General features: G+C 62.3%; 13 protein-coding genes. 6 read left to right on the top strand and 7 right to left on the bottom strand.

Annotated features, from left to right (window positions below):
* Positions 1–888: 888 nt before the first annotated feature.
* On the bottom strand, positions 889–2,730 hold the full coding sequence (pepF, locus tag PXH66_RS00205; RefSeq protein WP_330927632.1) for an oligoendopeptidase F: 1,842 nt from the start codon (positions 2,728–2,730) through the stop codon (positions 889–891).
* 219 nt (positions 2,731–2,949) lie between these two features.
* Here pepF and PXH66_RS00200 point away from each other — a divergent pair, with 219 nt between their 5' ends.
* Positions 2,950–3,591: an HAD family hydrolase gene (locus PXH66_RS00200; protein ID WP_330927631.1), complete on the top strand. Its 642-nt coding sequence runs from the start codon at positions 2,950–2,952 to the stop codon at positions 3,589–3,591.
* A 67-nt stretch (positions 3,592–3,658) separates the two neighbouring features.
* Positions 3,659–4,423: a WecB/TagA/CpsF family glycosyltransferase gene (locus PXH66_RS00195; RefSeq protein WP_330927630.1), complete on the top strand. Its 765-nt coding sequence runs from the start codon at positions 3,659–3,661 to the stop codon at positions 4,421–4,423.
* 4 nt (positions 4,424–4,427) lie between these two features.
* On the opposite strand, the gene PXH66_RS00190 is transcribed toward PXH66_RS00195, so the two are convergent.
* From PXH66_RS00190 to PXH66_RS00180, 3 genes are all read right to left on the bottom strand, one after another.
* Complete coding sequence (locus tag PXH66_RS00190; protein ID WP_330927629.1) at positions 4,428–5,093, bottom strand: 3'-5' exonuclease; 666 nt, start codon at positions 5,091–5,093, stop codon at positions 4,428–4,430.
* Positions 5,094–5,154: 61 nt separating this feature from the next.
* Complete coding sequence (locus tag PXH66_RS00185) at positions 5,155–5,964, bottom strand: SDR family oxidoreductase (protein WP_330927628.1); 810 nt, start codon at positions 5,962–5,964, stop codon at positions 5,155–5,157.
* Between the two features lie 53 nt (positions 5,965–6,017).
* On the bottom strand, positions 6,018–6,200 hold the full coding sequence (locus PXH66_RS00180) for a CsbD family protein (RefSeq protein ID WP_330927627.1): 183 nt from the start codon (positions 6,198–6,200) through the stop codon (positions 6,018–6,020).
* Positions 6,201–6,553: 353 nt separating this feature from the next.
* Here PXH66_RS00180 and PXH66_RS00175 point away from each other — a divergent pair, with 353 nt between their 5' ends.
* From PXH66_RS00175 to PXH66_RS00160, 4 genes are all read left to right on the top strand, one after another.
* Positions 6,554–7,876, top strand: coding sequence for a DUF2254 domain-containing protein (locus tag PXH66_RS00175; RefSeq protein ID WP_330927626.1), 1,323 nt, complete (start codon positions 6,554–6,556; stop codon positions 7,874–7,876).
* A 52-nt stretch (positions 7,877–7,928) separates the two neighbouring features.
* The gene (hisN, locus tag PXH66_RS00170; protein WP_330927625.1) at positions 7,929–8,696 is read left to right on the top strand and encodes a histidinol-phosphatase; all 768 of its coding nucleotides are present in this window, start codon (positions 7,929–7,931) and stop codon (positions 8,694–8,696) included.
* A gap of 92 nt (positions 8,697–8,788) precedes the next feature.
* Complete coding sequence (locus PXH66_RS00165; protein ID WP_330927624.1) at positions 8,789–10,342, top strand: pyridoxal-phosphate dependent enzyme; 1,554 nt, start codon at positions 8,789–8,791, stop codon at positions 10,340–10,342.
* Between the two features lie 84 nt (positions 10,343–10,426).
* Positions 10,427–12,991 carry a histidine kinase N-terminal 7TM domain-containing protein gene (locus tag PXH66_RS00160; protein ID WP_330927623.1) on the top strand — a complete coding sequence of 855 codons (2,565 nt, stop codon included), beginning with the start codon at positions 10,427–10,429 and terminating at the stop codon, positions 12,989–12,991.
* 21 nt (positions 12,992–13,012) lie between these two features.
* Here the strand turns inward: PXH66_RS00160 and PXH66_RS00155 are convergent, their stop codons facing one another.
* The 3 genes from PXH66_RS00155 to PXH66_RS00145 all read right to left on the bottom strand — a co-directional run bounded on the left by PXH66_RS00155 (position 13,013) and on the right by PXH66_RS00145 (position 17,867).
* Positions 13,013–14,422 (bottom strand): MFS transporter, encoded by a 1,410-nt coding sequence (locus PXH66_RS00155; protein WP_330927622.1) that lies wholly within the window; start codon positions 14,420–14,422, stop codon positions 13,013–13,015.
* A 90-nt stretch (positions 14,423–14,512) separates the two neighbouring features.
* Positions 14,513–16,093: a ribonuclease Y gene (gene rny, locus PXH66_RS00150; RefSeq protein WP_330927621.1), complete on the bottom strand. Its 1,581-nt coding sequence runs from the start codon at positions 16,091–16,093 to the stop codon at positions 14,513–14,515.
* A 64-nt stretch (positions 16,094–16,157) separates the two neighbouring features.
* Positions 16,158–17,867 carry an exosortase C-terminal domain/associated protein EpsI gene (locus PXH66_RS00145; protein WP_330927620.1) on the bottom strand — a complete coding sequence of 570 codons (1,710 nt, stop codon included), beginning with the start codon at positions 17,865–17,867 and terminating at the stop codon, positions 16,158–16,160.
* Between the last annotated feature and the right edge of the window lie 45 nt (positions 17,868–17,912).

Below are 17,912 nucleotides of genomic sequence, written 5' to 3'. Positions count from 1 at the left end.
CAGTAGCCGCGCCGCCTAACCCTAAGACACCCTCTCTGCTTATGCCTGACTAGTGCCGTCAAAAAGCTGCTGCCGAATTGAGATCCATGACTGATCCCCGCAAATGGAAAATTTCTGGGATGATGGCTATCCGCCCCGCTTGGAACCGGCTAAGGGGAATAGGAGGCTGATGATAACTAGACCCAGACTGCGTCGCCACCAGCTACGCTAAAATTCAATGGTGTGCGCTTCATGCGGATAGTCGTCTACAAAAGTAAGTTCTCCCCTTTGAGACAGGAAAACGCATTGCTCGGCTCCACCCAGCCCCTTCAACGAAGCAGTTTCCCCCTCAACTAAAGTCAATTCCTGCGCCGACAGCTCCGGAGCAGGTTAGGACCTCACCACAAGCTGTTCCAATTTCAGTGCCTCCGATACGCATCGACCATGGAAATCACTGGAACACTCCGCGCCCGACGAACCGCATGCCCCGGCGATCGCGACCCAAATGGAGGGGCAATCGCAACAACTTACATATGCGCAAAACACGGTATTCCCCTTGCGGGTGCACAACGGTGGATTTTAGACCGAAATCCTAACCACTAGCCGGATCGATCCCCAGGATGCCAAGAATCGCTCCGACGCAGACTTCCTGGCGTCAACAACTGGAGCAGTTCGGGAACTGCGGGGTGTCGGCAGTCACTCTCCAGGTTAATCTCGGGTAAACCGGACCAATGAGGAGTCACTTGCTCGGAAACCCTTCAGGGTTGGTGCGTTCAAATGGTCGAGGATTCCATACACCGAGAAAACGAAGCCCGTTTTCTCAGTGCCCTCGTTTACCAAAACGGCGACCCCTCGAGGTCGCCGCTTTTCTCGTGCCCACCGTGGTGGCTGGGAAGACACGACCCTCTCCTATTTCTGAGCCGAGATTTTAGCCGCTTCCGTTTCGAGTCGGCCCACGAGTTCGGTCATTTGTTCGACAACAGCTTGGATCGTTTCACGACGATCCAAATCCACCCCGGCTTTGCGAAGCTGCTCCATGGGTTGGTCATTACCGCCGCTGCGCAGCAAAGTAAGATAACGCCCCCTGGCCTCCGCCTGCTCATCTTTGGTTCCGGTGGTCATGTCTTTGAACAACTTCGCCGAAGACGCGAAACAGGTGGCGTATTTGTAAACATAATACGGCGAATTGAAGAAATGCGGAATGCGCGTCCACGTGAAGCGATACAGCTCATCTTTTTCGACCGCATCACCGTAGTAGGCATCGAGCAAACCAGCATAGATCTCCGACAGTGAATCGGGCGTCACCGGCTTCCCGCTCTCGACGAGTTGGTGCGCCTGCCATTCGTAGTCAGCAAAGAGCACCTGCGTGTAAAACGTGCCAAAGATGCTGTCGATGGCATGTTGCAGTAGGAGAAAACGTTCCCGTGGATCGTCGGTGCGACTCAACAGCAGCTCGAGCAGGAAACGTTCATTCGTGGTCGAAGCCACTTCCGCGACGAAAATGGTGTAGCTGGCGGTCGCAAAGGGCTGGGTCTCGTAGGAAAGCACCGTGTGCATCGAGTGTCCGAGCTCATGCGCAAACGTGAACACCGCATCGAGCGTGTCGTTGTAGTTCATCAGCATGTAGGGGCCCACGCCATACACGCCGGCACTGTAAGCCCCGCTGCGCTTGCCATCATTTTCGTAAACATCGAGCCAACGCCCATCGAGTAGGTTCGCCATTTTCGCATGGTAGTCTTTGCCCAGAGGAGCGACCGATTCGAGCACGGTCGCTTTCATCGCGTCGTAGTCGTAGGTGCGATCGTCTTCGAGCAGTGGAAGCGAACCATCATACAAATGGTAGGTATCGAGCTCCAACATTTGCTGACGAACTTTCATATAGCGCTGCACCGGGCCTGTGCCCTCACGCACCGTTTCGACCAAAGTCCGATAAACCGACTCCGGCACATTGTCTCCATCCAGTGCGGCCGCCAGCGTCGTCGGGTAGTCGCGCGCCTGGGCCGTAAACCAGTCACGTTGCAGGATGCCGTTGTAGATGGCGGCATAAGTATTTTTGTTCGCCGCGTAGGTTTCGTAGTGTCCTTGGAACGCGGCCGCCCGGTCGGCCTGAATCCGCGAAGTATTCAGAATCTCCGAATATCCCCCATAGGACACCTTGATCTCCTTGCCATCACTCAAGGTAACGGTCGGGAACTCGACGTCCGACGTGCTGAGCTCCTGATAAATGCTGCGCGGGGTGCCGTTAAACTGCGATGCAAACGACATGATTTTCTCGCCCGACTCATCGAGCACATGCGACGCCTGCCGGTAGGCTTCCGCAATCGGGAAACGATAAGGCGCCAAACGAGGTTCGCTCTCCACCCAACCCAGCGCGGTCTCGGCCGGGATCTCCAACAGCTCCGGCGTATACCAGGAGGTGGCGGTGCCCAGCTTGGCGAACAAAGCCATCACGCGCTGAAACTTTCCCGACACTTCCGTGTTGCGGGTATCGACGTCGCGTTGGAGCTGCGGATACCGGTAGAGTTTGTATTGGAGGCGACCAATCTCATCGCCGAGCTCATTGGCCTTCGCGAGCGCATCCGCCCCGTTCGCCAAGGTTCCTTTCAGGGCCGCGTATTCCGTGATGTAACCTTCGAGCAGTTTCATGTCGGATTCCCATTCCTCCCAAGATGGGTAGATCGCTGAGAAATCCCATTTATAGGCATCGGCAATTTCGTCGCGATTGCGAGTGTCGGGGCGGGCAGCGGACATAACGGTTACAGAACTAAGGGTGACAAGGCCGGCCAGACTCGCGCGGAGAAGGCGACCGGTAAGGGTAATCGGTTCAGGCATACTCCAGCGGTCATCGATTTGAGGACGAGTCGCAAGCCTCCGGGTAATTTACCCGGGGCCATCACCTCGCACGCTCTCGGCACCGGAAAGATGACGGCGGCGGCTTGCTCACACGGAAAGAAGCGTCACCGATAAGTCATGGTTGCTGCTCTCATTTTGGACTTCGATGGATTGATCCTCGATACGGAAACTCCGCTCGTGGATGCGTGGGAGGCGGTCCACGCGGAAGTCGGTTCGGTTTTCGATCGCGGTCGCGGGGAAGGTATCATCGGTCACGTCGGCGTCGCCTTCGATCCTTGGGAAGGCATCGCCCTCGACCACGAGCGCTCTGATTTGGAACAGCGGTTTTTGCGGCACAAAAACCGCATCATCGTGAAACAACCGATTCTACCCGGCATCATCGACCTGCTCGATCATGCGCGGGATCATGGCATCGCTCTCGCAGTGGCATCCAACTCGCCGCACGTGCACGTGGATCGTCATCTGGACCGCCTCGGACTGATCGATCGATTCGCAGCGATCGTTTGCCGCGAAGATGTGCCTCACGGCAAACCGCAACCCGACGTTTACCTCGCCGCCTTGGAAAACCTCGGTGTCGAAGCCGTCCATGCCGTCGCTTTCGAGGATTCCGTGCCTGGTCACCAAGCCGCCCATGCCGCGGGTCTGCGCGTAGCGGTGATTCCCAACCCTTGCACACGGGCCCACCGCTTCGATCACGCCCACCTCCAATTGGACGCCTTGGATCAATTGTCTCCCACCAAGTTGCTCGCGAAATTTTAGCGCTTCACTGCCACCCGCCCCGAGCGTGCGCTTGCCTCCGGTCCCGCCCGTGAGAAAGTGTGGAGTTGTGACTGTTCCCCGTTTCAACGTGCTCGGCGTTGGTGTGCACGCGCTGGATCTGCCTCGGGCCACCACATTGGTGGTTGAGGCCGCCACCCAAAAGCGCGGGGCCTACGTTTGCTGTTGTGATGCACACTCGATCACCCGGGCTCGTCAAAACCGCGAACATCGCAACACGCTCAATGCCGCCTACCTCACCACCCCCGACGGCATGCCATTGGTGTGGCTGGGAAAATTAGCCGGCTATCGGGACACGCAACGCGTCTACGGGCCCGACCTCCTCGAAGCCGTCTGCGCTGCCACGGCCGACACGTCGCTCACCCATTTTTTCTACGGCGGCGCTCCCGGCACCGCTACGGAGCTGGCCCGTCGGCTGATCCTCCGCCATCCCGGTCTGTTGGTGGCCGGCTCGCACTCCCCGCCGGTCGCCGACGCCGAGGATTTGCCGATCAACGCAATCGCCCGAGCCCGTCCGGACTTCGTGTGGGTGGGACTGAGCACCCCGAAGCAGGAAGCGTTTATGCGCCGGCTGGCGGAATCCGAAACCGACTTCGGCGTCACGCTCGGCGTCGGCGCCGCGTTCGATTTCTTATCCGGCAACGTGCGCCAAGCCCCGCTCTCCATTCAACGCAGCGGACTGGAATGGCTGTGGCGCCTATTTCAAGAACCCGGTCGACTCGGGACACGTTACCTCCGGACCGCCCCGCTGTTTGCTCTGCGTGCATTTGGGCAAATCTCCGGTCTTTGCCACTACCCGCTGGAAGATCGCTGATCGCTCAGAACAGATCCCCTTGCGTCATGGCTTCACGTTTCACCGGGTCCAACGTGCTCATGCTGAGCAACCACGGCAAAGATTGCGCCGCCACTTCCGGCTCCATGGCCATACGGCGCAACAACAGCGCTCCCGCCAACGCGTCGTAGAGTGCCGCATGATAGCGGCGGCGATCAGGCGGGCAGACATTGAGCGCCACGCGATCAAGTTCGTTTTGCAGGCCACACCGTCCTACCAGGACCTCGAGTCGTGCCGATTCCAGACCGGTGTAGAGCTGCGGATAAAGCCTGCCCGTATCAATCCACGGCCCCCAATCGGCCACCGCCTCGCCCGGCCGCACGAAATCGGGTGACTGACGCGGATAGGCCCAGACGCTTTTTATCATGGTGTTTTCCGCGCTCGCGAAATGGGCCGCCAATGGGCCGCTCTCGCGCAAGCTCGCAAACAACTCAAACTCGGCGGTAAACGGATCATGGGAGGCCACCGCCGCGGCTTCGATGCCATGCACCGCCGCGTCCTCTTCGCGCACCCGGCCCGTTGCCCGGCACAGGCGGGTCGCCGTATCCACGATCTCGCCGCCTCGCAGCGTCACGACCCCGTATTCTAGAATACCCGACGTGACGCTCCCTTCGAAATCGATAAAGTGAATCGTGTGGGCCGGCCAGGACATGGCCGTTCATCAAATACATCCGGGCGCTGAAACCAATGCTTTTACACGGTCGCGCCCACCATCAGCCGACCAACAGCGATTGCGCGCCGTCGATGAAGATCTCGGCTCCGGTGGTGTGACTGGAGGCATCCGAGGCCAAAAACCACACCGTTTCCGCAACCTGCCCGGCCGTGCCAGGTTGCCCGCCGGTGAGCGGAATGTCGCCTTCGGGAAACTGCACGGGCACGTGCAGATCCTCGATATCGGTCCGATTCGTGTTGTCATCGATCTCGGTCTCGATCGCCCCCGGGCAGATCGTGTTCACCCGGATGCGGTCATCGGCGAGTTCCACCGCCAACATACGACCGAGCGCCAACTGGGCGGCCTTGGATGCGGCGTAAGCCGACGCCCCCGAATTACTGAACATCCGGGTCCCGTTGACCGACGAGGTGATGACGATTGATCCTCCCCCCGCCCGACGCATCGGATCGACGCAGGCGCGAATGCTGAGAAACGTTCCCTTGAGATTGATCTGCATGGTGCGATCCCAGTCATCGGGGCTCAGCTCTTCGATCGGCGCCCATTTGCCATTCACCCCGGCGTTGGCAAAAAGGATGTCGAGTCGGCCCCATTTCGCTTCGATCCGCTCCACCGCCTCGCGCATGGCGCCTTCATCGGTGACATCGGCGGGCAAGACCAACACCCGCTCAGGATCATCCTGCGTGCGAGTGATTTCGTCGGCCAATTTCTCCAATTCGGATTCGGTTCGGCTGAGCAACGCCACGCGACACCCACAATGGGCCATCAATTTCGCGGTGGCTCGTCCGATACCGGAGCCGGCACCGGTGATCAAAGCGACTTTATCATCGAGGGAGTTTGTGGGGATTCGCATGGCAGTTGCTGGTCTAAGTCTAAGATTGGGTCGAGTTACCGGACCGAAAGCGGTCAATCGTTGATCACTTTTTCGATTTCTTCCCGGGTCGCCCCGGTGGTCTTCTGGATTCGACCGATGGTCTCCTCTTCCTTGCCTTCAACGTAGGCGAGATCGTCGTCGGAGAGCTCTCCGTATTTCTGTTTCAGCTTACCTTTGGCTACGTTCCAATTTCCTTTGGCGATGAGTTTGTTCATGGTTTTGAGAGGGTTGAGGTTTCGTCCCGCGTTATGCCGGACGGTTGCTGGGATGAGGTCGCACTCGGCATGCCAGCACGTCCTACAATTTCGTTATTATATTATTTTCAGTGGCTTAAGAAATTCTCTCATCCCGCGGAATGACTAAATCGATGCAATTTGCACCTGTGACGGACACCACATCGGGTATTTTGCACCCCAAACCCGTCGTCACGGGAACCACTCGCTCCTTCCGCGTTCCATGCCACGACGGCGCGCGCTTGGACTCGGGAGCCTTTCCTTTCCTCCATCCAGCCCTCCACCATCGGAATGCCTCGTAACCTGACCTCCCGCCAACTCCCGCCACGCGCATCATGATCACTCGCTGGAACAACCTCTACGAGCGACTCCGGTCCTCCCTCTGGCTCGTGCCATCGCTCCTCGCCGTATCAGCGGGTCTCGCGGCCGAAATCGCGTTGCACATCGACCTCTGGTTGCTGCGAGAAAACTACACCCCGCCCTTCCTCTACCCGGGTAACATCGCCGGCGCCCGGCAGGTGCTGGGAACCCTCGCGGCATCGATGGTTTCCCTCACGACCATCAGCTTTTCGGTCATGATGGTCGTGCTCACCCTCGCCTCGAACCAGTTCGGCCCCCGCGTGCTGCGCAACTTTTTGTCCGACCGCTTCTACCAAGTCGTGCTCGGCATCTTCGTGGCGACGTTTGCCTACAGCCTGTTCGTGCTCGGACGCCTGCCCGACGTGGATGACCCCGGTTCCGCCGTGCCTCGGTTCGCCGTCACGTTCGCACTGGTGATGACGTTCACCAGCTTGGCCACTTTGATCGGATTCATCCACCACGTCGCCCGCTCCGTGCAAGCCTCCCAAATCGTGCAACAAGCGCATCGCGAAGCGTGCCGCACCATTCTCGCAGTCTATCCCGATGCCCTCGGTCAGGACCAATTCGACGAAACCCCTATCCCACGCGAAGACTACGCCTCCAACATCACTCTGGAAGTGAGAGCCGACCGCGCCGGCTACGTCCAGGCGATCAGCGTGGACGACGTGATGTCTTTTGCCGTGGAAAACGACATCGTCGTGGAGTTCCACATCAAACCCGGCCATTTCATTTCCACCCGATCCCTCCTCGCCACGTTGCACGGCAAACTCCCCGCCGACGAAAAACCCACCCGCGAGCGCATCCGTTCCGCCGTCCTGCTGGGCTCGGAACGCACGGGCGAACAAGACGCGCAATACGGGGTGCGCCAACTCATGGAGATCGGCATCCGGTCGCTCTCCCCCGGCATCAACGACCCGGTCACCGCGATTTCCTGCATCGACTATCTCTGCGAAGATCTGGCGGAACTCGCCCGTCGCATCCTGCCCCCCGAGCAGCGCTACGACGAAAACGGGCAACTCCGGGTGGTGGTGAGACGCGACGATTTTGCCGACATCGCCAGCGCCGCGTTCGACAACCTGCGCCACTACGGGCGCAGCCACCCCGAGGTTATGAACCGCCTCGCCGTGGGTCTCGCCATGATCGCGGGCGAAGTTCACCGCGAACCAGACCGGCAATGGATGCGCGCCGCCTTGCGCGACCTGCGAGCTGAAGCCGAAAACCTGCCCCACCAAACCGACCGCAAACGATTCGACGCCTGTTGCGCCGAGGCTGCATCCACCCTCGACCGTTCGAGTTGATACGCATTTGCCGTGCTTTTCCGGGCTCGAACCGCCTAGGTTCGGTTCGACCATGGATCTCTCTTCTCCTCGTGAATTCATCCCCGAACTCGCTCGTGCCAGTGCGGACTTCATCGCGCCCTTTTTCGGAAACCCCGGCACCGCCGTTGAGTTCAAGTCCGACGACTCGCCCGTAACCGCCGCCGACCGCGGGGCCGAAGCGGTCATGCGCAAGATGATCGCCCACCGCTTTCCCGCTCACGGCATAATCGGTGAGGAACACGGCAACGACCGCCCCGACGCCGAGTGGGTCTGGGTGCTCGACCCGATCGACGGCACCAAGAGCTTCATCACCGGCGTCCCGCTCTGGACCACCCTCATCGGCCTGCTCCACCACGGTGAGCCCGTGCTCGGCGCCATCCATCAACCCACCCTCGGTCAGCTCGTCATCGGCGACAACGAAACCACGACCCTCAACGGCCGCCCCGTGCACACCCGCGCCACCACCGCACTGGCGGACGCGACCCTCGTCACCAGCGACCACCGCAACCTCGCCCGCTATCAAAACGGCACGGCAGCCGACCAACTCATCGATGCCTGCCGCCTCTACCGCACTTGGGCCGACGGCTACGGCTACCTCCTGCTCGCCACCGGTTTCGTCGACATCTGCCTCGATCCCATCATGAACCCCTGGGACATCGCCGCCCTCGTGCCCGTCGTGCGCGGCGCCGGCGGCACCATCACCGACTGGTCCGGACAGTCCCCCTACCCCGCCGAATCCATCGCCGCCGCCGCCACCCCGGATTTACACCGCCAAACCTTGGCGCAACTCAATCGATAAACCGTTTCGCTCTCGGCCGCGCACCGCCCGAGTGGCTCCGCGCTCGCGCGCATCGATTTACAAACGCCACCCGATCCTCTTCTTCGCTTCCCGTGTCAAACGACGATCTTCCGCTCGACCGCCAACTTCGCCAAGGCATCCTGTTCGCCCGCGAACGTGTTTACCATTACGGTCAACCCACCCCGCTTGAACGCCTCATCCTGCCCGGCGACGAACCCGGCCCCGAGGTCTGGGTGAAACGCGAGGACTTGTCGCCGGTCAATGCCTACAAATGGCGTGGCGCGTGCAACCGCATGGCGCTGCTCACCGCCGCCGAACGAGCCCAAGGCGTCGTAGCGGCATCCGCCGGCAACCATGCCCAAGGCGTCGCGCTGGCCGCCCGCCAACTCTCGATCCGCGCTCGCATTCACATGCCGCGTTCCACTCCGCGCGTGAAACAGGACGCCGTGCGCCACCACGGCGGCGAATGGGTCACCATCGTGCTCTCCGGCGACAGCTACGACGAGGCCTATACGTCCGCGCGACGCGAGGCCGACGACACCGGCACCATTTACATCCACGCCTACGATGATCTGCAGGTCATGGCCGGTCAGGGCACCATGGCCGACGAGGTCATCATGTCCGGACACGGTCCGTTCGACACCACGTTCCTGCAAATCGGCGGCGGCGGGCTGGCGGCGGCGGCCTCCGCCTGGTGGAAAACATTCTGGCCCGACATGGCCATCGTCGGGGTCGAGGCCGAAGGCCAGGCATCCATGCAAGCCGCGTTGGCCGCTGGCGAACCCGTCACGCTCGATCAGGTCGACATTTTCTGCGACGGCACCGCCGTGCGCCGCGCCGGCGACCTGCCGTTCGCCATCTGTCGCGACACGTTGGACCGCGTGGAAACGGTCTCCAACGCGGAGGTCTCCACCGCCATCCGCGTGCTCTGGGAATCACTACGCTGCATCGCCGAACCTTCCGGCGCGCTCGGACTGGCGGCGGTGCTCAAACATCGCGCCGCGCTCGACGGTCAGCGCGTGCTCATCGTGGTGACCGGTGCCAACGTCGATTTTCGCCAGATCGGCCTGATTGCCCAGACCCAGGGCAATGCGTCCCGCATCAGCCGCACGTTGCGTATCCGCCTGACCGAGACACGCGGCTCCATGCTCGGCCTGCTGGGTCGTTGTCTGCCCGGTTTGAACGTCGTCGACTTTCAATACGGCAAAAACGACGCCGTCGACGCCTGGCCGATCTTCACGGTTTCCGCCGACGATCCGGCTGCGCTCGACACCCTGCCTGCCCGGTTGGCCGAGCACGGTTACGAATGGGAACCCCTGGAATCCGCCGACGACGTCCAGTTCCGCGCCATCCCGTTGCGGGGTGATCTGTTGCACCAGCCGGCATTTTTCCGTCTCGATTTCTACGAGCGTCCCGGCGCCTTGCTGGACTTCCTGCAAAGTCGCGTGCGTGACCAGGCGAGTTTCTGCTACTTCAACTACCGCCAATCGGGCGAACGCATCGGCCGCGCGCTCATCGGTTTCGACTTTGCCCACACCGCCGAACGCGACGCCTTTGTCGCCGGCATGCCACGGCACGGCGAAGGTTTCCGCAGTTGTCGCCCCGTCGAGCCCGCCGTGCTCACCCGCCTGACCGGCCGCACCTGATCTCCCAATTCCCAACGTGGCGGCGCACCGAACTCGACGCGCCTTGCCGCTTGGTATCAAGTTTTCGGCAACATCCTCCGGCGCGTGGCAGACCTGTTCACATTTCAACTCACTTCCTTGGCGTTACCGCAGGTATTCGCCGCTGGTTTGTGCGTCATGGCGGGAGGGTTCGTGCTGCCGTTGTGCCGGGAAGTCGTGGCCGCCCGCTGGTTGCTGGCCGTGCTCGTCGGCGCGGTGCTGTGGTCGGCCGCCGGGGCGTTGGAGTTTTCCGCCGCCACCATGGCCGGAAAGATTTTTTGGTCCCAGGTTTCCTACCTCGGCATCGTTTGCGGCCCGGTGGCGTTGTTCCATTTCGCCTACGCGCACACGCATGACCAAAACGCGCCGCCTCGGGCGTTGAGTGTGCTGACCGCCGCAATCGGCGCCACCATCCTGCTATCCGCCGCGACCAATTCCCTGCATCATCTGCTTTGGCCGGAGATCGTGGCGGTGGAGCGGGACGGACTGCTGTTTGCGCGTTACGAACGCGGCCCGTTTTTCTGGGCCACCGTCGCGTATTGCTACGGATTCATGTTCGCCAGCTCGGTCATGTTGGCCGCCCACACGCTCAGTCTCGGCAATGTTTTTCGGCAACAATCGCTGGTGATCATTCTCGCCACGCTGGCCCCGTGGATCACCAGCCTCGCCTATGTGCTGCGCGTCGGTCCGCGGCCGGAGCTCGACCACACCCCGGTCGGCTTCGCCGTCACGGGGCTTTTGCTGAGCTGGGCCATCGCCCGCTTTCGACTGCTGGAGCTCATCCCGGTCGCGGCCAACACGTTGTTCCTGCGCTTGCCCGATCCGGTGCTGGTCATCGATCCCGTCGGCCGTCTGGTCCGGGCGAATGAAGCCGCCCTGCGCCGCTTTGGTCCGCTCGCGGCCCGGGAAGGCCGCCCGCTCGACGAATGCCTCTCCGTGCAAGCCGATCTGCTCGAAGCCATCCGATCCGCCACCACGACCCGACGTCCGATCGCCCTCGGCGTCGACTGGTGGATGATTGAGTCCGCCGCCCTCGACGACTCCGGCGGCCGCACTCGGGGCAAGTTGGTCATTCTCCGGGACATCACCGATGCCAAACGCGCGGAACTCGAGCTCCTCGAAGCCAAACTCGAGATCGAAAACACCCTCGCTCGCGCCGATGCCCTCGCTCGCGAAGCCGTGGCCGCCAACGCCGCCAAGAGCACGTTTCTCACCCAGGTCAGTCATGATCTGCGCACCCCCCTTCACGCGATCCTGGGCATGACCGAATCCCTGCAGGGCGGTCCCCTCGAGCAGCATCAACTCGAAGCCGTTACGACCATTTCCGGCGCGGGTGACGTGCTCCTGCGCCTGATCAACGATTTGCTGGATCTCGGTCGCATCGAAGCCGGTCGGCTGGATCTCGCTCATGAACCGTTCCTGCTCGACGACATTCTCGATCAGGTGGCCGATATTCTCGGTCCCACGGCCCGCGCGCAGGGGTTGTCCTTCGTGCATTGGATCGAACCGTCGACCCCCGCCGGTTGGCACGGCGATCCCGAACGCGTGCGCCAGATTTTGCTCAATCTCGTGGGCAATGCCATCAAGTTTACCGAACAGGGCGGCGTCACCCTGCGCGCTTCTTACGTCGACGACGCTTTGCAGTTTGAAGTGAGCGATACCGGTCCGGGCATTGCCCCCGAGCATCTGGCGGGACTCTTCGCGCCGTTCAATCGCGGTGATCCCGAAACCGCCCGGCGCATCGAAGGCACCGGCCTCGGCCTCGCCATCAGTCGCCGGCTCGTTGAAGCGATGAACGGCTCCATCGATGTTCGTAGCCAGTTGGGCGAAGGCTCGGTGTTCTCTCTGAATCTTGCCCTTCGACAGGATCCCGCCATCGCCATTTCGCTGTCTCGACTCGCTCAATCCATCAACGGGCTCCGCATCGCCGTGGCGGTTCCCGATCCCGCCACCCGCGAAGCCGTGATCCGCGGCCTGCTCAGTCTGGGCGCCAACCCCTTCGCCGCGTTGCCCCCACCCGAGCCCGACGCTTCCACCGCGCTTGTCATCGCGCCCGGCGACGGCTCCTCCGAGATGGTTGCCCGCTGGAAAACCGCCCGCCGACCCGTGACCGTGATCGCCACGGGCACGAATGCCTCCACCGAGCAAATACCGCCGCGCCGCCGCCAGATCGCTACGGCCCTCACGCTCACCCCGACGGCAGTTAAAAAGACCTTCGTCGCTCCGCCGGGCCCCCGTCATCACGTGTTGCTGGCCGATGACAACGCCCTCGGTCTGCGCGTAAGTTCCGCCCAACTCACCCGCTGCAACTGCGAGGTGGTCGCGGTCCCCGGCGGTCTCCCCGCGCTCGAGCGCCTCGCGGTCGAAGACTTCGATGTGATCGTGCTCGATGGCCAGATGCCCGACCTCAACGGCTGGGAAGTGGCAAGCCGGATTCGTTCCTGGCCAGCCGACGCTCGCAACGCCAACACGCCCATCATCGCGTTGACCGCCGACCTGACTCCCGACGCGCATGCCCGTTGGCTCAGCGCCGGCGTAACCGTGGTGTTTGGCAAACCGGTCAACGCTCGGGAGCTCCACCAAACTCTCCAAAAATATCCGACCAGCGTCCCGCCGCTCACCTCCCCGTGACCGGCCACTACCGCGAAGAACTCAATACTCGCTGCGCTTGCCTTTGCCGCGCGGTGTGAACAGCGACTGGGAAATAAAGCCCAGGCCCAACGCCGCGCCGAGGGTGCGAAAGTTGCGCAGCGCGCCCAGCACGTGCTCGACCGGCGCCGACCGCGGTTCCTGCACGCGTCGCAACAATACCAATACACCGATCGCCAGCACCGGCATGGTCATGAAAAACGCATGGTAGGCCTGCAGCCCGGTCCAGCCCCGCGCGAACAGATGCTCCAACAACTGGCCGGTCAAAATCGGCGCGATCGCCGTGCCCACCGAGGCCGCCGCGATGTTCAACCCCACCGCGAGTGCCTTGCTTTCGGCCGGCACGAGTTTCATCAGCAAATTCAATTGGCCGATCACGATACCGGCATTGACCGCCCCCGTCAGCGCCCAGACCACGTAAAGCAACCACTGCGTGTCACGCGTGACAAACGCCCATGGTGTGCCCACCAACGCCCACAAAGCCACCGCACAAACCAACACCGGCCGCGCGCCGAACCGATCCAACAGCTTTCCCCACGCCGGCAGGGCGAGCGCGCCAAACAACAGTGACAACGCCAGCGGAATGCTCGCCAGCCCGGCGTTGTCCGTGAGCTCATCCAGCATGAACACAGGCTGAAACGCGCCGTAGCCGTTCAACACCGCGCCCCACGCCGCGACAAAAATGATCGAACGCCAATACGGTCGATTCGTCCGCAACCGCTGCCATTGCGCCAGCCAGGAAACGGGCTCGGCCGCCACCGCATCACCCGCTGCCGGCGTCCGGTGCGCCATCACCGCCGAGATCGCCCGCGTCAGACACGCGAATAATATCAACCCGGCGATCACGTCCAGGCGCGGCGTCATCAACACCAGTCCCGCCAACAACAGAAACGTGAAATTCGAAATCTGCGCGAGGCGGTTGCGACGCGCGAAGTAAACGCCGCGCAACGGCTCGGGCACCCAGGACTGCATGTAGGCGGTCCACGACACGCCCATCACCGCCGCCACCAAACCAGCCGTGCCCACAAACGCCCCCGCGAGCGGCACCGCATGCGCGACCGCCCACTCCGGCGCGATCAACAACGTCCCGGCCAATCCCGCCCAACAGGCGATGTGACACCAGATCGCGCTGACGAAAACCTGCCGCATCGAAAACCAGCGCCCCAACACCGGCGTGACGAACAACTGCAGCATGTTGCACCAAAACGGCAGCGAAACGATGAATCCATACGGACCGGGCGCGAGCTGCATCCCTTCCGCCAACAACGTCGCGAGCACCAAATTGGCCGGCTGCCCGGTGTAAACCAACGGCATCGCAAACACCGCCTCCCACGAACTCATGCGCATGCTGCGCCGGACCATGTCCCGGCGGGCGGAGGGATGTGTGAAAGTCGAAGCGGTGTCGGTGGTCATGCGGTCAAAGACGAGCGAACGGAACAGCTATGCCTCGCTCCGTCGAGCGAGGGACGTCCCTTATCCGGAAAAAATCAGGATCCTGCGGCCCTACGTGGCCGTCTCGGTATAGCGACTCTCGCGGATGACCGTCACGCGGATCGTGCTCGGATACTGCAGCTCGTCCTCGATGCGCTGGCGCAGTTCCTTGGCAATCTCACTCGCGCGGTCGTCCGAGACCACGTTGGGGTTGACCACCACGCGCACCTCGCGACCGGCTTGGATGGCATACGCCTGGCGCACCCCATCGATCGATGCGGCCAGTTTTTCCAGCCGGTCCAATCGCTGGATGTAACTCGACATCGACTCCGCCCGCGCGCCGGGCCGGACGGCGGAAACGGTGTCCGCGAGAATCACCAGTCCCGCATAAAGCGATTCCGGCGGCACCTCTTCGTGATGCGCGGCCACCGCATTCACCACGGTCGGCGTCTCGCCATGTCGCTTCACAAAATCCGCGCCGATCATGGCATGGCTGCCTTCGTAATCGCTCTCGATGCCCTTGCCGATGTCATGCAACAATCCGGCGCGTTTGGCCACCGCCGGATCAAGGCCGAGTTCGCTGGCGAGCATCGAACAGAGGAAGCCCACTTCGATCGAGTGATCGAGGGCGTTTTGCGCGTAGGAGAAGCGATATTTCAGCCGCCCGAGCAGCTTGATGATCTCAGGATTGAGTCCGTTGATACTGAGGCGTCCGACCGCGTCCTCACCCGCTTCCTGCACCTTCAGCTCGATGTCATCGCGCGCTTGATTGACGAATTCCTCGATATTCGCCGGATGGATACGACCGTCCTTGACCAGGCCTTCCAAAGCCGCGCGGGCCACTTCGCGACGCACCGGATCAAAAGACGAGATGAGCACCATTTGCGGCGATTCGTCGATGAGCAGCGTCACCCCGGTCGCGGCTTCGAACGATTTGATGTTGCGACCTTCGCGACCGATGATCCGGCCCTTCATTTCCTCCGTCGGCAACTGCACGATCGTGGCGGTCAGATCGTTGTTGGGTTGCGACGAAAGGCGCTGCATCGATGCGATCAAAATGCGGCGGGCTTCGTTGTTAAGATCCTGCTCGGAACGTTCGAGCGTCTGACGACGCTGGGCGCGAAGCTCGTCCTGACACTCGATCGCCACTTCCTCGCGCAGGGCGATGCGGATCTCCTCGGCGTCCATCTTCGCGACGCCTTCGAGGCGTTTGCGCAGATCCTTGGACTGGGCGCGAATCGCATCACGGGCTTGCTTGATCGCGGCCGCTTCGCGTTTCAGGCGTTCGCCTTTTTGCTCCAGCTCAAAATCAAGTGCGGCGAGCGACTCTTCGTGCGAGCGAATCTCGCGCAGTCGCACATCCGTCTCGATGTCGCGACGGTCATACTCCCGGGTCAAGGCGCTGCGTTTGGTCGCGATCTCTTTTTCCGCCGCCTGTTTCACTTCTTCGGCGGCCACGGCCGCCTCCCGGCGCGCCACATCGACCACCTGTTTGGCCTGTTCGGCGGCCTGTTTCAACGTGCCACGGGAGAGTGTTCTCACCACCGCGAACCCGATGACCATTCCCAACACCAGCGCAGCCGGGAGCGACCAGTTTACTGGGTCACCCTCGGCGATCAACAAGGCGAAGTCGGCAGCGCTGGTCGATTGCAAGAGGCTGCGCAGCGTGAATGCCGCCCCATAAAATTCAACCTTTCTTGCGGACGATCTTCCAAACTCACGGCGTCAACTGCGACCGTATTGCTTTAACCACTTCATCCATGCGATTTCGGGCGTCGGTTTCGGTCTCTTCCGGCAGGACCACCGTCTGGACCACCACATACGCCCACCGATCGGGCCGCAACCGCAGCCGATTGAGGGCGGTGTGCCACAGTCGGCTGGCCGTGGTCGTGCAGATCCGGTCCCGCCCCACAAACCAGTAGGCGAACAGGGCCGGCACCCGCTGCAACTGCCCCCCGGAGGCCGGAGCTTCCCGATGCAAACGCAGCAATGCCGCCGGAATCGCGTCGGTCGGAGAAGCGCCAAAACGTGCGCCACCGCTCTCCGCAATCGTCCAACCTTGTCCCACCAAGCACAGTTCCGGCCGGTGAATCGACGTGCGGTCCTGCCCACTGAGCACGACGGAAACCAAAACCTGCCGCCGCCGATCATCGAGCGAAACGTAGATCCGCCGCGCGTAGCCAGTATCGGCGGGCAACATTTCGCGTTCCACTGCCGTGACTTCCGTGGCTTGCCCGATCCAATCCGTGCCTAAAAACGCCGGCAACGGAGCCGGATTAATGCCGTCCGCCGCCAGTGGAATGCCTGCCTCCGCCCGCAATTCCCATCGCTCCACCCGCGCCGCCAAAACCGCCGTGAGCAGCGCCGCCACCACCACCGCTCCCGCTGCCATCGTCAACCAGCGCCCCGGGACAGTGTAACCATTATGGTTACACTCGTCGGCAACGGCTTCGGGTGGTGGCTCACGCCGGGCGAGCGCGGTGGTCGCCCATTGCACGCCACCCAGCACGATCACGAAGACGACAAACCCCGCCCAATCGTGCAGGACTTCGCCTGCCCGCTGCCCCAGCCATTCCCCCGCAAACACCACCGCCGCGATGCGCACCACGTTCCCCACAAACGTCAGCGGGATCGCCAGCAACAATACCGCCCCGCGTCGCAGGTTGGACCGCAAACCGAGATACCCGACCAGCGACGCCAGCGCCAGCAGCGCCAACAGCGAACGCACGCCCGAACACGCCGCCGCGACATCGTATTGGTAACCCCCATCCGCCGCGAACAGCTGCGTGCCATTGCGCACCACATCGATACCGGCCAACCGCGCCAAAACTTCCGTCGTCGCGATCACCCCGAGCCGCAGATGAAATCCCACCGCATCGAGCACGCCCAACGGCATGGCAAAAAGCATTAGGCCGAGCGGAAACACCGCCGCCCGCCCCCAACCCGGACCGCCGCCCAACCGCATCACCCCCCAAGCGAACAACAGCACCGCCACAATCGAGATCCGCGTCTGCTGCACCACAAAGCCCAACCCATGCAGCACCAGCGCCCCGACCATCGCTGTCATCGCTGGTCCCAGGTAGGAGCGCGCTTGCGCGCGATCGCGTTGCCTCCCAGCCGCCACCGCGCCCGACACCACGGCTCCGCTATCATCGCGCGCAAGCCCGCTCCTACCGGAAGCGTGCTGCAGATTCCGCCACAGCACCCAACCCGCCAACGCCAGAATCAAAGGACCGTGTTCCGTCTCCGACCCCGGGTTGAACCATTGCCAACCCCACCACCAGAACACCGACGTCGTATCGATGTAACCGCGCACCGCGTTGCCCCAGAACTGAAACACCACGCCGCCCGCCAACGCACACAGCGCCGCCGCAATCCACGGTGAGGATACGAATCTGGGCTGGGCTTGACCGGAAGCACGGTTCACGATGGCGCGCAGTGTTCCGCTCCCCGCGCTACTTTCCAAGCCCGC

The organism is Synoicihabitans lomoniglobus, assembly GCF_029023725.1.
Classification (GTDB): Bacteria; Verrucomicrobiota; Verrucomicrobiia; order Opitutales; family Opitutaceae; genus Actomonas; species Actomonas lomonigloba.
The sequence above is the reverse complement of the archived record's forward strand: the minus strand, read 5'-3'. Positions and strand labels throughout refer to the sequence as shown.

Bases quoted from the DNA above. Each gene is read 5' to 3' on its own strand.
- pepF (WP_330927632.1), bottom strand. From the start codon at position 2,730: ATGTCCGCTGCCCGCCCCGACACTCGCAATCGCGACGAAATTGCCGAT.
- PXH66_RS00200 (WP_330927631.1), top strand. From the start codon at position 2,950: ATGGTTGCTGCTCTCATTTTGGACTTCGATGGATTGATCCTCGATACG.
- PXH66_RS00190 (WP_330927629.1), bottom strand. From the start codon at position 5,093: ATGTCCTGGCCGGCCCACACGATTCACTTTATCGATTTCGAAGGGAGC.
- PXH66_RS00185 (WP_330927628.1), bottom strand. From the start codon at position 5,964: ATGCGAATCCCCACAAACTCCCTCGATGATAAAGTCGCTTTGATCACC.
- PXH66_RS00180 (WP_330927627.1), bottom strand. From the start codon at position 6,200: ATGAACAAACTCATCGCCAAAGGAAATTGGAACGTAGCCAAAGGTAAG.
- PXH66_RS00175 (WP_330927626.1), top strand. From the start codon at position 6,554: ATGATCACTCGCTGGAACAACCTCTACGAGCGACTCCGGTCCTCCCTC.
- hisN (WP_330927625.1), top strand. From the start codon at position 7,929: ATGGATCTCTCTTCTCCTCGTGAATTCATCCCCGAACTCGCTCGTGCC.
- PXH66_RS00155 (WP_330927622.1), bottom strand. From the start codon at position 14,422: ATGACCACCGACACCGCTTCGACTTTCACACATCCCTCCGCCCGCCGG.